Below are 12,496 nucleotides of genomic sequence, written 5' to 3'. Positions count from 1 at the left end.
GGCCGACGTCATCGGACGTCGCCCGCGCTCACGCCCCCGGACGCGCGCCGATCAGAAGTAGCCCAGCACCATGTCGGCCTGCGACTGGCTCAGCGTGCCGGCTTCGACCGCATCGGCCACCGAATCGCGCACCGCGCCCGACCACGTGTCGCCATAACCGCTGGTCATCTGCGCGAACATCTCCAGCCGCTGGTCGCCGCCCTCGGCGAGCAGACGCAGCACCTCGGCGCGATAGGCCGGGTCGTCGTTGTTCTTCAGCAGATTGCCGATCTCCATTTCCCACATCGTCGAACTGCCGCTGCGGTTGTAGTCGGCCAGCGCCTGGTCACGCTGCTGCGCGGCATCGCCGAACAGATCCGGCGACAGCGATTGCGCCAGCGTGGTCGCCTCCGGATAGCTGCCTTCCAGGTAATTGCGATAGAACGTTGCCGCTTCGCCCGGGTTGCTCGGTACGTAGGACGCAATGCCGATCAGGTCCCAGGCGAAGTTGGGATTGTCGGCGGCGAGCGCGGCGGCGAAGTCCTGCACGTCGCTGCCACTGATGCCGGCGGCCGCGGCCACGTCGGTGAACGTGCCGGCCAGGCCCGGCGCGCCGCCGATGTCGGGATAGGCCATCAGCAGGGATTGCACCTGCTCGGGCGTGAGATCGAGGGTTTCGGACATTTCGAACAGCTGCGACGAGGCGCTGATCATCTCGTCGACGATCTGCGGATCCACGCCCGCGGCGGTCAGATATTTCTCCAGCGTCTCGCGACGCTCGTGGCCGTTGATGATTTCGCCGGCGAACGAACCTGCCGCCGAAATCACCGCGCCGATCCCCGAAAGGATGAAACCTGCGGGCGCGGCTGGGGTGAATTCCAGCGCGCTGCCCATCACGCCGAGCACGTCGCCGACCATCGCGATCGCGTAGCCGGGATTGCCGTCCGCGGCATGGTTGAAGCTGTTGGCCAGTGACGCCGAGTTCGCGATCAGGCCCAGGCCCGGCGCGAGCTTGGCGGCGAATCCGGCTGCGCCGGCGAAGCGTCCGGCGGCCTGCGCGGCCTCGCCGACCGCGGCCATGCCGCCCATGGTGCCGGCGACCAGACGGGCCGCGTTCTCGCCCGACTGGGCGAAGCCGGCGACCATGTTGACGTAGTCCTCGTTGGTGCCGGCATTGACCGCACCCACGGCGCCCAGCACCACGCCTGCACCGGCGACGGCGCGCATGATCGGCGAGACGGTCTGGTACTGGTTGAGATAGCCCTGCATCGCACTGACGTCGCCACCTGCGGCGGCGTTGAGCAGTTGCGAGCCGATGCGGAAATCGTCGACGCCGGCCTTTGCCGGCCACGCCTGCACGAGACTCTGCAGCGCGGTCTGGAACTGCGCCGAGGCCGCCGACACGTCGCCGTTGTTGCGTTCGAGCAGCTGCGCCATCGCCGACGACGCCGCGTCCTCGAGCACCGGGCCCGACAGTTCGTCGAATCCGGCGAAGGCTTCCGCCAGCGCCGACGTCGGGCCGCCGGCGTTGATCTCGGTCAGCAGGGCGATGACTTCCTCGCCGCGACCGTCCTGCGCCAGCCCGGTCATCGCGTCGACGACCTGCTGGGCGACGGCGGGGTCGCGCACGGCCGCGTCGAGCACGGCGTCGGTGTTCTGGGTGACGTGGTCGGCGAGTGCGGCGGTGGCCTCGGTCAGCCGCGTATAGGTGCCGACGTTCTCGGGATCGGTGCGGAAGGCGGTGACGAAGGCTGCCTGCTGCTCGGGCGTCATCGGGCCGGCCTGGGCCAGCAGTCCGCCGAGCTGCTCGTCCAGCTTGGCGACGTCGTCGGCCGCGTCGGTGTAGGTCTCGAGCACACTGCCCAGATCGGTGGCCGTGGCGCGGGTCGCATCCGTGGCGCCGACCTGGCCGATGCCGGCCCGGCCGGCCACGTCGGCCCAGCCGGTCTGCTGGTTGCCGAGAGCGCGCACGTCGGTTTCCGACAGTACGCCGCGGTCGACCGCCGCGCCGATCGCCAGCGCGAACGCCTCGCGGCGCGCGTCAGCATCGAAGGAGGCATTGGCGTTGGTCACCACATAGCCGCTGTCGTCGCGCTCGTACAGGCCGCCGTACATCGGGCTGACCACCTGTTCGAGCACGCCGTCATCGTTCGCCAGACGCACCAGTTCGGCGAGATAGGCCGGGTCGCCGGCATTGGCGGCCATCAGATCGCCCAGCGCGTGCTGGGACATGATCGCCTGGCCTTCGACGCGCTGCGCGTAATCGGTGGCGGCGTCGGCGCGCTGCTGGTCCGGGGTGCGGCCCGACGGCTCGGCAGTCGTGACGGCAGGGCCGGCGCCGGCCTGCTGCTCGTAGGTCTCGCGCACGGCGGCCGGGCTGCGGGTCTGTACCGCGGACAGCACGGCATCGGCGCCGAACACCGGTTCGAGGCGTTGCAGCTGGCCGGCATCGAGCTGCGCGGCCAGTCCGTTCAACAGATCGGTGCGTTCGCCGACGCCGAGGTTCGCGACATCGTCGGTCAGCGTGGCCTGCTGCTCGGGCGTCATCGCGTCGATCGCCGGGCCGGTCGTCGTGGGATCGGCCTGGCGCAGCACATCCAGGGTCGGCGGTGGCGGCGGAGGCGGGGTGTAATCGCGGGTGGGTTCGACCGGCATGTTCATGGCAACAGGATCCTCCCCGCGGACGTCGCGGCGGCAGCGCGCCATATCTACGCCCGGCCGGGCGGGGCCACAGCTGGGGTGCGCCCTAGACGGCGCCACACGGATGGCGGGGCTTCAGGCAGACGGGCGGGTTCGATCCCCGGGACACATCGCCCCGCTCCCGGGACAATTTCTGTACTCGTCAGTACACCGACTGGGTTAAGATTCAGTTTGTTCACGCCATCCTCTGCGGGTTTCGCGCGTTCTCTGCGCGATTCGTCCCCCGACACCACGCCCACGAGCCGAATGCCCGACACCAACGCCCCTGCCGTGCTGCTGCGCGATGTCCGCCTCGACCGTGGCGGTCGCAGCGTGCTGTCGGGCATCGATCTGTCGGTTCCGCGTGGCAGCGTGACCGCGGTGCTGGGTCCGTCGGGCAGTGGCAAGTCGACGCTGCTGTCGGCGTTGACCGGCGAGCTGGTGCCGGCGGCCGGCAGTGTCGAAGTCTTCGGCGAGCCCGTTCCGACCCGCATGCGCGAGCTGCTGGAACTGCGCAAGGGCATCGGCGTGCTGCTGCAGGGCAACGGCCTGCTGACCGATCTGACCGCGGGCGAGAACATTGCGCTGCCGCTGCGTCTGCACACGAAGTTGCCCAAGCCGGTGATCGCGCGTCTGGTCGCGATGAAGCTGCAGGCCGTGGGCCTGCGCAACGCAGGCGATCTGTATCCGCGCGAGCTGTCGGGCGGCATGGCCCGCCGCGTCGCCTTGGCGCGCGCGCTGGCGCTGGATCCACCGCTGATGATCTACGACGAGCCGCTGACCGGGCTGGACCCGATCGCCTCGGGCGTGATCATGAGTCTGATCGGCCGCCTCAACGCCTCGCTCGGGCTGACCAGCATCATCGTCACCCACCACGTGCACGAGACGCTGCCCGTCGCCGACCACGCGATCGTGATCGCCAACGGCCGCATCGTGTTCCAGGGCACGCCGGCCGAACTCGAGGCCAGCGACGACGCGCTGGTGCGCCAGTTCCTGCGCGGCGAGCCGGACGGGCCCATCGCATTCGACCGCGGCGATCTTGCCCGCACGGAGGCTGCTCGATGAGCGCCGCGATCCGCTCGCTCGGCCGCGCCGGGCTGTTCTCGCTCTCGGTGCTGCGCGCGTCGAAGCCGACCGCCGATTTCTTCTCCGAGCTGGTTCGGGAGATCTACAAGATCGGCGGCCGCAGCCTGCCGATCATCGCGGTCGGCGGCGCCTTCGTCGGCCTGTCGTTGACGCTGCTCGGCTACCGCGCGCTGGAAACCTACGGCGCCAGCAACCAGGTCAGCGTGCTGATCGGTCTGGGCCTGTACCGCGAACTGGCGCCGGTGCTGACCGCGCTGCTGTTCGTCGGCCGCGCCGGCAGTTCGATCTCCGCCGAACTGGGCCTGATGCGCGCCACCGACCAGATCACCGCGCTGGGCCTGATGGCGATCGATCCGGTGGCCAAGGTCGTCGCGCCGCGCTTCTGGGCCGCAGTGATCTGCGTGCCGCTGCTGACCGCGTTCTTCTGCAGCCTGGCGCTGTCGGCGAGCTGGTTCCAGGCGGTGCAGGTGCTGGGCATCGACAACGGCATGTTCTGGCAGTCGATGCAGGACGCGGTCGATTTCCGCCAGGACTTCTTGACCGCATTCCTGAAGTCGGCCGTGTTCGGCGGCACCGCCGCGCTGGTCGCCTCGTACGTCGGGTTCCACGCCGAGCCGACGATCGAGGGCACCTCGGTCGCGACGACGCGCGCGGTGGTCAATGCCTCGCTGCTGGTGCTGATGTTCAATTTCGTGATGTCCGCCTTCCTGTTCCGCTGATGTCGGCGACCTGAACCGGATTCCTTCTTTCACCGCCGCACCCGGCGGTCCGCTGCAAAGGTGACACCCATGACAAGCGCCCGTGGTCCCCGTCTCGAACTCGCCGTCGGCGCATTCCTGCTGCTCGCGCTCGCGTCGCTGCTGGTGCTGGCGATCGCCTCGACCAACGGCCAGTTCGGTTTCAGCCGCGGCGGCACCTACGACCTCACTGCCCGCTTCAGCAATCTCGGCCAGCTGCGTCCCAACGCGCCGGTCAAGGTGGGCGGCGTGACTATCGGGCGCGTGACCGGCATCGACCTCGATCCGGTGCGTTTCGACTCGATCGTGTCGATGAAGATCGAAGACCGTTTCAACGAGATCCCGGCCGACACCTCGGCGGCGATCCTCACCGGCGGCCTGCTCGGCGAGAGCTACATCGGCCTGTCGGTCGGTGGCGATCTCGAAGTGCTGCAGCCGGGCGAGGAGATCGCCTTCACGTCGCCGGCGGTGGATCTGATGCAGATGGTCGGCAAGTACATGTTCGGTGGCGGCGGCGAAGGTGCCGACGCCGCCACGCCAGCCGCGCCCGGAGCCGGCACCGCGTCGCCCGACGCGTCCCCCAGTGACGAAGGAGTTCTTCCATGATCCGTATGCCCCTGATCCGTCGCGCCCTGCCGATCGCCCTCGCCGCCGCGCTGGTGCTGCCCGCCGCCGCGTTCGCGCAGGCCCGTCCGGCCGCCGCACCTGCCGCCAGCACCGCGCAGGCCGGCTCGCCGAGCCAGCTGGTGCTGGCCAACACCGAGCGCGTGCTCAAGACGCTGGAATCGCGCCGCGCCGAGTTCACCCGCGACCGCGGTGCGCTGCAGACCTTCATCAACAGCGAATTCAACACCATGTTCGACCGCGACTACGCGGCGCGGCAGGTGCTGGGTCGCCACGGCCGCGGTGCGTCGGATGCGGACGTCAAGGCGTTCGGCGATGCGCTGGCCGAGAACCTGATGCGCAAGTACGGCTCCTCGCTGCTGGACTTCAACACCCAGCTGCGCGTGCGCATCAAGTCCGAAGCCCCGCTGCCGCGTGGCCTGGGCGTGCGCGTGTCGAGCGAACTGCTGCGCAGCGGCGGCGAGCCGATTCCGGTCGACTACCTGATGCGCCAGAGCGGCGGCACCTGGAAGGTGTTCGACGTGATGGTCGAAGGCGTGTCGTTCGTGCGCACCTTCCGCGAGCAGTTCGACACCCCGCTGCAGCGCAAGTCGATCCAGGAAGTCGCGCGCGATCTGCGCAGCGGCCAGATCCAGGCGACCGCCGAGTGATGGGCACGGCCGCAGCTTCGGTTCGACGCGATGGCGATGCGCTGGCGTTCGCCGGCGACGTCGTGGCCGCTTCGGTGCCGGCGCTGTGGTCGCAGGCGCAGGCCGGTCGCGCGGGTGCCGCGCGGCTGGACCTGACCGCCGTCACCACGCTCGACAGCGCCGGGCTCGCCCTGCTGGCCGAGCTCGCCGGCGATGGCGCCCTGCGCGTCGACGGCACCCCGCCCGGCCTGGCCGAACTCTGCCGTGCATACCGTTTGACGCCGACGCTGGCCTACGTGTCCGCGTGACCTTTCTGCCCACCCCGGCCCCCCTCGGGAATCCGACGATGTCGAGCCTTGTCCGCTTCCGTTTCCTGCTGCCGCTGATCGCGTCGGCAGCGCTCGCCGCCTGTGCCGGCAACGGCGCGCCCCGGGACCCGGCGCCCGCGTCGGTGGCCGAGACCGTCAGTGCGCCCGCACCGGCGATCGCCGACGTGCCCACCGCCGCCGATGCCGCTGCCGCCGACGTGCCGGCCGCGCCCGATAGCGGCGTGGTCATCGAAGCCTTCGACGATGCCGCGCGCGTGGCCGGCGATGCCGCACCTGCGAACGGCACGCCCACCGATGCCGAACTCGACTACGCCGCGCTCTACGGCGAGCCGGTCTACGACCCGATCTACGATCCCACCCTCCCCGAAGCCGCGCAGATGCCGCGCAGCTACGATCCGTGGGAGCCGCTCAACCGCAAGGTGTTCGCGTTCAACAGCGCGATCGACCGCGGTTTCGCCAAGCCGCTGGCCAAGGTCTACGCCAAGGTCGTGCCGCGTCCGGTGCGTCTGGGCGTGACCAACTTCTTCAGCAACCTCGGCCAGCCGGTCAGCGCGCTCAATGCGCTGTTGCAGGGTCGACCGAAGGCGGCGGGACAGTCGCTGGGCCGCTTCCTGGTCAACAGCACGCTGGGCATCGGCGGCATCTTCGATCCGGCGACGGATGCGGAGATTCCGAACCAGAGCGCCGACTTCGGCCAGACGATGGGCGTCTGGGGCTGGCGCAGTTCGCGTTACCTCGAACTGCCGCTGTTCGGCCCGCGCACGCTGCGCGACGGGTTCGGTCTGGTCGGCGATGCGCCGCTGTCGCCGCTGCGCCAGGTCGGCGACGATCCGTGGCGCTACGGCCTGCAGGGCCTGCAGCTGGTCGACCTGCGTACGCGCCTGTTCGCCGTCGACAGCATGCGCGAAGGCGCGACCGACGAGTACGCGCTGATCCGCGACGCCTGGATGCAGCGCCGCGCCTACCAGATCGAATCCGTGCGCCGCGCCAACCGCGACGACGACGAAGCCGGCCTGCCGGATTACCTCTACGACGACGACGCGATGCCGACCGTGCCGGTCGACGTGATGCCGATGGTGCCGCTGTCGCCGACGCCTTGATGGATCGGGTGGGTCGTTGAAGTGATCGAAAAAAGCCCCGCGGAAGCGGGGCTTTCTGTTGTAGCCCTCCCTCGATTACGGGGGAGGGTTGGGTGGGCGCGAAGCACCCGTTGTCGGCAAATCCGGCGACGCGCGGGTGCATCTCGCGTCTGGGCATTCCGTTGGAACCGAGCGCGCGCGACGTGGCGCTTCGAGAGCGTCGCTGCGAAGAGCGCGCCTGCGAAAAGCGGCCCTCACCCCAACCCCTCTCCCAAAGGGAGAGGGGCTCAGAAGCGCGCGGTCGTGCATGACACGAGCCCCTCTCCCCTTGGGAGAGGGGTTGGGGTGAGGGCGCTTCCCGTAGGAAATTCAAAGCAGGACGCGGCGTCGACCCGAACCCGTCACCGCAGAACCCACACCCGCAACAATCACTCGCCCGCCAATGCCGCCTCCACCGCCGCACGCAGGCGAGGGTCGTCTGCTTTCACGTCCGGTGCGAACCGGCCGACCACATGCCCGTGCCGGTCGATCAGGAACTTCTCGAAATTCCACAGCACGCCCGGCGCCGGATTCGGCGGGCCGAAGGCGCGCAGCTTCTCGCGCATCGGGCCTTCGCCGGTCGCCTCGGGCTGCGCGGTCGTCAGCGCGGCGTAGAGCGGATGCATCGCATCGCCGGTCACCGCGATCTTCGAGAACAGCGGAAAGCTGACGTCGTAGCTCAGGCTGCAGAACTGCTGGATCTCGGCGTCGCTGCCCGGCTCCTGGCCGGCGAAATCGTTGGCCGGAAAGCCCAGCACTTCCAGACCTGCATCGCGCTTCTCGCGGTACAGCGCTTCGAGCCCTTCGTACTGCGGCGTCAGGCCGCACTTGGACGCGACGTTGACCACCAGCAGCACCTTGCCGGCATGCGCGCCGAGCGTCGTCGTGTCGCCGTCGATGGTCTTGAGCGGGATGTCGGTCAGCGGTGCGGTCATGGCGGTGGGCTCGATGAGAGAAGACGCCTGATGTTAGCGGCCCACGCGTTTCCGCGGATTCACCGCCCGCCACAACCGTAGGATGGGTCGAGCGCGGCGAAACCCATCACGCGTCCAGCTCGATCAAGCCGTAATTAGCGCCAGGGCGCTTACGGCGCCTGCGACCCCTCGTCGTCCTCGTCGCCCGCCACGTCGTCCAGCGCCTCGCCCAGCAGCGCCTGCGCATCCGGCCCCGGCAGCGACTCCACGCCGCGCAGGCGACGCTCGATCGTCCGCGTCTTGCGGCTGGCCTCGCCGAGACTCTTGCCGACGGTGGTGATCTGCTTCTCGGCCTTTTCGAGAATGCCGGCGAACTTGCCGAACTCGCTCTTCACCGCGCCCAGCACCTGCCAGACCTCGCTGGAACGCTTCTCGATCGCCAGCGTGCGGAAGCCCATCTGCAGACTGTTGAGCAGGGCGGTGAACGTGGTCGGGCCGGCGAGCACGACGCGATGTTCGCGTTGCAGCAGATCGACGAGTCCGGCGCGGCGGATCACTTCGGCATACAGGCCTTCGGTCGGCAGGAACATCACCGCGAAATCCGTCGTATGCGGCGGGCACACGTACTTGTCGCTGATCGACTTGGCCTGCACGCGGATCGCGCGTTCGAGCTGCGCGGCGGAACTCTTGAGCGCGTCGAGATCGCCCTTCTCCTGGGCGTCGATCAGGCGCTCGTAATCCTCGCGCGGAAACTTGGCATCGACCGGCAACCACACCACCGTGTCGTCGCCGCGGCCGGGCAGGCGGATCGCGAAATCCACGGCTTCCGCGCTGTCGGGTTTCACCCGCACGCCGCGCGCGTACTGCTCCATCGTCAGCGTCTGCTCGAGGATGTTCTCCAGCTGCACTTCGCCCCAGCCGCCACGGTCCTTGACGTTGGTCAGCACGCGCTTGAGATCGCCGACGCCGGTCGCCAGCTGCTGCATTTCGCCGAGGCCGCGCTGCACCTGTTCCAGTCGCTCGGACACGATTTTGAACGAGGCATCGAGGCGCGTATTGAGCGTAGTCTGAAGTTTCTCGTCGACGGTCGCGCGCATCTGGTCGAGCTTGCTGGCGTTGTCGGCCTGCAGACGCTGCAGCTGCTGCTCGAGCGTCGTGCGCATCTCGCCGATGCGCTGTTCGTTGCGCTGGGTCAGCTCGTTGAGGCGCGCGCCGAGCGCATCGGCAAACCGCTGCTGCTGCTCGGCGCCTTCGGTGCGCGTCTTGCGCGCGTCCTCGGTCAGCGCGGCGCGCAGCACGCCGAGGCGCTCGTCGGTGGTGCGGGTGAACGCATCGAGCCGTGCGTCGGTGCGCAGGGTGAACTCGTCCAGACGCTGGTCGGTGCGCGCGGCGACGGCCTGCAGCTGCGCACCGAACGCGTCGATGCGCTGCGCCTGCGAGGCCGCGGAGGCATCGAGCTGCTGGCGCAGTTCGCCGCGGCCGTCACGCTGTTCCTCGCGCAACACGCGCTCCAGCGTGTCGCTGCCCTGGCCGGGCCGGCGCAACACGAGAACGACGAGGAGGCCGGTCGCGATGGCGACCAGCAGCAGGATCAGGGCGAGCAGGACGAGCGTGGCATTCATCCGGTGATTCTAGCGGTCGGCGTCTCAGCGGCTGCGCCTGCGTGCGAAACTCGCATCCGGTATCGAACACGAGGCGACGACGATGCAGCGCAACCGGCCGATCGACGAGGCGAAGCGGCGGTTCACCCGGCCGATGGTGATGCTCGGCCGCTGCCTGCTGCTGATCGGCGCGGGCGTACTCGTCGCGATCCATCTGTTCGCCACCGACGCCGGCGCGCGCGATCTCGGCCGGATCGTCGGCGGCGCGGTGGTGGTGATCGGGCTGCTCGTCTACGTGTCCGGCCTGTTCGCGTCGACACGCGCGCGCCGCTGATCCTCGACCTTTCACCGGAGACGCCGATGTCCGATCTGCCCGCATTGCCCGCGCTCGTGCCGGGCCGCTACCGCCATTACAAGGGCCGCGATTACGACGTCATCGGCGTGGCGCGGCACAGCGAGACGCTGGAACCGGTGGTCGTCTACCGCCCGCTGTACGGCGAAGGCGCGTTGTGGGTACGGCCGCATGCGATGTTCGTCGAAACCGTCGATGTGGACGGCACCGACGTGCCGCGCTTCGCGCCGTTGCCGGAGGGCGTGCGATGAACGCCGTGCCTGCGATCGCGCTGCGCCAGGTGGCCGTGACCGTGTCCGACGTCGACACCGCGCTCGGCTTCTACCGCGACGTGCTGGCGCTCGACTTCCTGTTCCGCGCCGGGCCCGGGCTCGCGTTCCTCGATGCGGGCGGCGTACGCCTGATGCTCAGCACGCCGCAGGGTGCGGGCGCGCCGGGTTGCAATTCGGTGCTGTACTTCCACGTGCACGACATCGTGCGCGTCTTCGAGGGTTGCGTCGCGAAGGGCGCGGTGTCGGAACGCGCACCCGCGCTCGCCGCGCGGATTCCCGATCACGACCTGTGGATCGGCTTCCTGCGCGATCCGGACGGCAACCTCGTCGGGCTGATGGAAGAAGTGCGCGAGGCGCCGACGGCCACCGGCTGACCGCGCACCGGCGTCGTGCGATGCTCCGCCGCAGGCCCGGGGAGGTTCCGACGATGCGACATCACCTGCTGCGCGGCGCCGCACTCGCGGTCGCCGTCGCCCTGTTCGCCGGCTGCGCGGGCACGCCCGCACAATCGCCGCCGCCGATCACCCGCGCGGCACCGGTCGTCGAGACCGGCACGCTCGCCGGCGCGCCCTGGCGCTTCGAGATTCCGGCCGACTGGAACGGCGAACTCGTCGTGCTGCTGCACGGCTACGAGTCGCGCGGCGTACCGCGCGAAACGCCCTGGCCGGCCGATCCGGCGACGGCGATCTTTCTCGCCCGCGGCTATGCGGTCGCCGAGAGCGCGTACGCCTCGCAGGGCTGGGCGGTTGCCGATGCGATCGCCGACAGCGAGCGCCTGCGCGCCCATGTCGCCGCGCGCCACGATCCGAAGCGCAGCTGGCTGGTCGGCATGTCGATGGGTGGAATGGTCGCCCTCGCCAGCCTGGAGCAGCACGGCGCGGCCTACGACGGCGCGCTGTCGCTGTGTGGCGTCAACGTGCCCGCGACGCAGGTATTCGCCGAGACGCTGCGTTCGCTGGTCGCGTTCGACGTCCTGTTTCCCGATGCCGGCCTGCCGGGTGGCAGTCTGTCCGATCCGGCGGCACCCCCACTCGATGATCCGCGCGCCGACCAGGTCGCGTTGATGACGGCGATCGGCACTGCGCTCGCAGCCAATCCCGATGCCGCCGCCACGCTCGCACGCGCGCTGGAAGTCGCGCCCGATGCGCTCGCCGGCACGCTCAGCCTGCACGTGCTGGTGCAACGCGAAATGATCGCGCGTGCGGGCGGTCTGCCGGTCGGCAATCGCGACACGGTGTACAGCGGATTCGGCGACGATGCCGCGTTCAATGCCGGTGTGCGTCGCTACACCGCCAGCCCGCAGGCGATGGCCTATCTGGACGACACCACCGAGCTGCGCGGCGCCATCGGCAAGCCGGTGGTGCTGCGCTACAACCACAACGATCCGACGATTCCGCCACGTTGGCAGAGCGTCTATCCCGCACTCGCAGCCACGGCGGGGCACGCCGACAAGGTGACGGTGCTGCCGCCGGCGGGCGAAGGCCACTGCGGCTTTCCGCCCGAGCAGATCGACGAAGCCTTCGATGTGCTGACCGCGCGGCCGCCACGTTGAGCAATCGGTGACACGGACACGACGGCGGGCGTCTGCGATCATGGCGCGTCCCTGACTGCGCGTGCCCGTGATGTCCCGAAGCCTGTTCGTTGCGCTGTGTCTGTGCGCCCTCGCGCCGCTGTCGGCGTCCGCCGCCACGACGATCACCTCGCCCGATGCGATCGCGGACGATGCGCGTCCGAAGGTGTTCCTCGCCGGCAGTATCGAAATGGGCCGCGCCGGTGACTGGCAACAGGACGTGCAGAACGCACTGGCCGATCTCGACGTGGTGCTGCTCAATCCGCGCCGTGCCGACTGGAATCCCGACTGGCGACCGGAGGCTGACGAACCCGAGTTCCGCCGTCAGGTGGAATGGGAACTCGACGCGCTGGAGCGCGCCGATCTCGTGCTGATGTATTTCGCACCCGGCACGCAGAGCCCGATCACGCTGCTCGAATTCGGCCTGTATGCCCGCTCCGGCAAGCTGCTGCTCGCCGCGCCGGCAGGCTACTTCCGCAAAGGCAATCTCGACATCACCGCCGAGCGCTACGGGGTGCCGAGATACGAGACCTTGCCGGCACTGATCGACGCGGTGCGTGCGCGCGTCGCGGCACGTCCGGCGCCGTAGCGCCGGACGCGTTCAAC

Annotated in this window: 14 protein-coding genes; 11 read left to right on the top strand and 3 right to left on the bottom strand. The window is 69.5% G+C overall.

Annotated features, from left to right (window positions below; genetic code table 11):
* Positions 1-51 precede the first annotated feature (51 nt).
* Positions 52-2,640, bottom strand: coding sequence for a hypothetical protein (locus AC3A5T_RS02015; protein ID WP_487627125.1), 2,589 nt, complete (start codon positions 2,638-2,640; stop codon positions 52-54).
* 285 nt (positions 2,641-2,925) lie between these two features.
* Between AC3A5T_RS02015 and AC3A5T_RS02010 the strand changes: the two genes are divergently transcribed.
* From AC3A5T_RS02010 to AC3A5T_RS01985, 6 genes are all read left to right on the top strand, one after another.
* Positions 2,926-3,723, top strand: a complete 798-nt coding sequence (locus AC3A5T_RS02010) for an ABC transporter ATP-binding protein (protein WP_332078931.1) — start codon at positions 2,926-2,928, stop codon at positions 3,721-3,723.
* A complete protein-coding gene (locus AC3A5T_RS02005; RefSeq protein ID WP_487627124.1) occupies positions 3,720-4,463 on the top strand; it encodes an MlaE family lipid ABC transporter permease subunit in 744 nt (247 codons plus the stop codon). The genes AC3A5T_RS02010 and AC3A5T_RS02005 overlap by 4 nt, the downstream gene beginning before the upstream one ends.
* Before the next feature lie 69 nt (positions 4,464-4,532).
* On the top strand, positions 4,533-5,087 hold the full coding sequence (gene mlaD, locus AC3A5T_RS02000; protein WP_332078933.1) for an outer membrane lipid asymmetry maintenance protein MlaD: 555 nt from the start codon (positions 4,533-4,535) through the stop codon (positions 5,085-5,087).
* 5 nt (positions 5,088-5,092) lie between these two features.
* The gene (locus AC3A5T_RS01995) at positions 5,093-5,755 is read left to right on the top strand and encodes an MlaC/ttg2D family ABC transporter substrate-binding protein (RefSeq protein WP_332079681.1); all 663 of its coding nucleotides are present in this window, start codon (positions 5,093-5,095) and stop codon (positions 5,753-5,755) included.
* Positions 5,755-6,042 carry an STAS domain-containing protein gene (locus tag AC3A5T_RS01990; protein ID WP_487627123.1) on the top strand — a complete coding sequence of 96 codons (288 nt, stop codon included), beginning with the start codon at positions 5,755-5,757 and terminating at the stop codon, positions 6,040-6,042. Before AC3A5T_RS01995 ends, AC3A5T_RS01990 begins: the two co-directional genes overlap by 1 nt.
* Before the next feature lie 38 nt (positions 6,043-6,080).
* Positions 6,081-7,163, top strand: a complete 1,083-nt coding sequence (locus AC3A5T_RS01985; RefSeq protein ID WP_487627122.1) for an MlaA family lipoprotein — start codon at positions 6,081-6,083, stop codon at positions 7,161-7,163.
* 407 nt (positions 7,164-7,570) lie between these two features.
* Here the strand turns inward: AC3A5T_RS01985 and AC3A5T_RS01980 are convergent, their stop codons facing one another.
* On the bottom strand, positions 7,571-8,116 hold the full coding sequence (locus tag AC3A5T_RS01980) for a glutathione peroxidase (RefSeq protein ID WP_487627121.1): 546 nt from the start codon (positions 8,114-8,116) through the stop codon (positions 7,571-7,573).
* Positions 8,117-8,265: 149 nt separating this feature from the next.
* Complete coding sequence (locus AC3A5T_RS01975) at positions 8,266-9,717, bottom strand: DNA recombination protein RmuC (protein WP_332078936.1); 1,452 nt, start codon at positions 9,715-9,717, stop codon at positions 8,266-8,268.
* Between the two features lie 82 nt (positions 9,718-9,799).
* Here AC3A5T_RS01975 and AC3A5T_RS01970 point away from each other — a divergent pair, with 82 nt between their 5' ends.
* From AC3A5T_RS01970 to AC3A5T_RS01950, 5 genes are all read left to right on the top strand, one after another.
* Positions 9,800-10,030, top strand: a complete 231-nt coding sequence (locus AC3A5T_RS01970; RefSeq protein WP_487627120.1) for a hypothetical protein — start codon at positions 9,800-9,802, stop codon at positions 10,028-10,030.
* Between the two features lie 26 nt (positions 10,031-10,056).
* On the top strand, positions 10,057-10,299 hold the full coding sequence (locus tag AC3A5T_RS01965) for a DUF1653 domain-containing protein (RefSeq protein ID WP_487627119.1): 243 nt from the start codon (positions 10,057-10,059) through the stop codon (positions 10,297-10,299).
* Positions 10,296-10,694 (top strand): VOC family protein, encoded by a 399-nt coding sequence (locus AC3A5T_RS01960; protein ID WP_487627118.1) that lies wholly within the window; start codon positions 10,296-10,298, stop codon positions 10,692-10,694. The genes AC3A5T_RS01965 and AC3A5T_RS01960 overlap by 4 nt, the downstream gene beginning before the upstream one ends.
* Positions 10,695-10,747: 53 nt before the next feature.
* Positions 10,748-11,872 carry an alpha/beta hydrolase family protein gene (locus tag AC3A5T_RS01955; protein ID WP_487627117.1) on the top strand — a complete coding sequence of 375 codons (1,125 nt, stop codon included), beginning with the start codon at positions 10,748-10,750 and terminating at the stop codon, positions 11,870-11,872.
* Positions 11,873-11,942: 70 nt separating this feature from the next.
* Complete coding sequence (locus tag AC3A5T_RS01950) at positions 11,943-12,479, top strand: nucleoside 2-deoxyribosyltransferase domain-containing protein (RefSeq protein WP_487627116.1); 537 nt, start codon at positions 11,943-11,945, stop codon at positions 12,477-12,479.
* Positions 12,480-12,496: the final 17 nt, after the last annotated feature.

This window comes from Luteimonas sp. Soil_C_16 (assembly GCF_057657295.1).
Note: the sequence above shows the minus strand (reverse complement) of the source record. Positions and strands in the feature narration are given on the sequence as shown.

Bases quoted from the DNA above. Each gene is read 5' to 3' on its own strand.
- AC3A5T_RS01955 (WP_487627117.1), top strand. From the start codon at position 10,748: ATGCGACATCACCTGCTGCGCGGCGCCGCACTCGCGGTCGCCGTCGCC.
- AC3A5T_RS01995 (WP_332079681.1), top strand. From the start codon at position 5,093: ATGCCCCTGATCCGTCGCGCCCTGCCGATCGCCCTCGCCGCCGCGCTG.
- AC3A5T_RS01990 (WP_487627123.1), top strand. From the start codon at position 5,755: ATGGGCACGGCCGCAGCTTCGGTTCGACGCGATGGCGATGCGCTGGCG.
- AC3A5T_RS01960 (WP_487627118.1), top strand. From the start codon at position 10,296: ATGAACGCCGTGCCTGCGATCGCGCTGCGCCAGGTGGCCGTGACCGTG.
- AC3A5T_RS01980 (WP_487627121.1), bottom strand. From the start codon at position 8,116: ATGACCGCACCGCTGACCGACATCCCGCTCAAGACCATCGACGGCGAC.
- mlaD (WP_332078933.1), top strand. From the start codon at position 4,533: ATGACAAGCGCCCGTGGTCCCCGTCTCGAACTCGCCGTCGGCGCATTC.
- AC3A5T_RS01975 (WP_332078936.1), bottom strand. From the start codon at position 9,717: ATGAATGCCACGCTCGTCCTGCTCGCCCTGATCCTGCTGCTGGTCGCC.
- AC3A5T_RS01965 (WP_487627119.1), top strand. From the start codon at position 10,057: ATGTCCGATCTGCCCGCATTGCCCGCGCTCGTGCCGGGCCGCTACCGC.
- AC3A5T_RS02005 (WP_487627124.1), top strand. From the start codon at position 3,720: ATGAGCGCCGCGATCCGCTCGCTCGGCCGCGCCGGGCTGTTCTCGCTC.
- AC3A5T_RS02010 (WP_332078931.1), top strand. From the start codon at position 2,926: ATGCCCGACACCAACGCCCCTGCCGTGCTGCTGCGCGATGTCCGCCTC.
- AC3A5T_RS01950 (WP_487627116.1), top strand. From the start codon at position 11,943: ATGTCCCGAAGCCTGTTCGTTGCGCTGTGTCTGTGCGCCCTCGCGCCG.
- AC3A5T_RS01985 (WP_487627122.1), top strand. From the start codon at position 6,081: ATGTCGAGCCTTGTCCGCTTCCGTTTCCTGCTGCCGCTGATCGCGTCG.
- AC3A5T_RS01970 (WP_487627120.1), top strand. From the start codon at position 9,800: ATGCAGCGCAACCGGCCGATCGACGAGGCGAAGCGGCGGTTCACCCGG.
- AC3A5T_RS02015 (WP_487627125.1), bottom strand. From the start codon at position 2,640: ATGAACATGCCGGTCGAACCCACCCGCGATTACACCCCGCCTCCGCCG.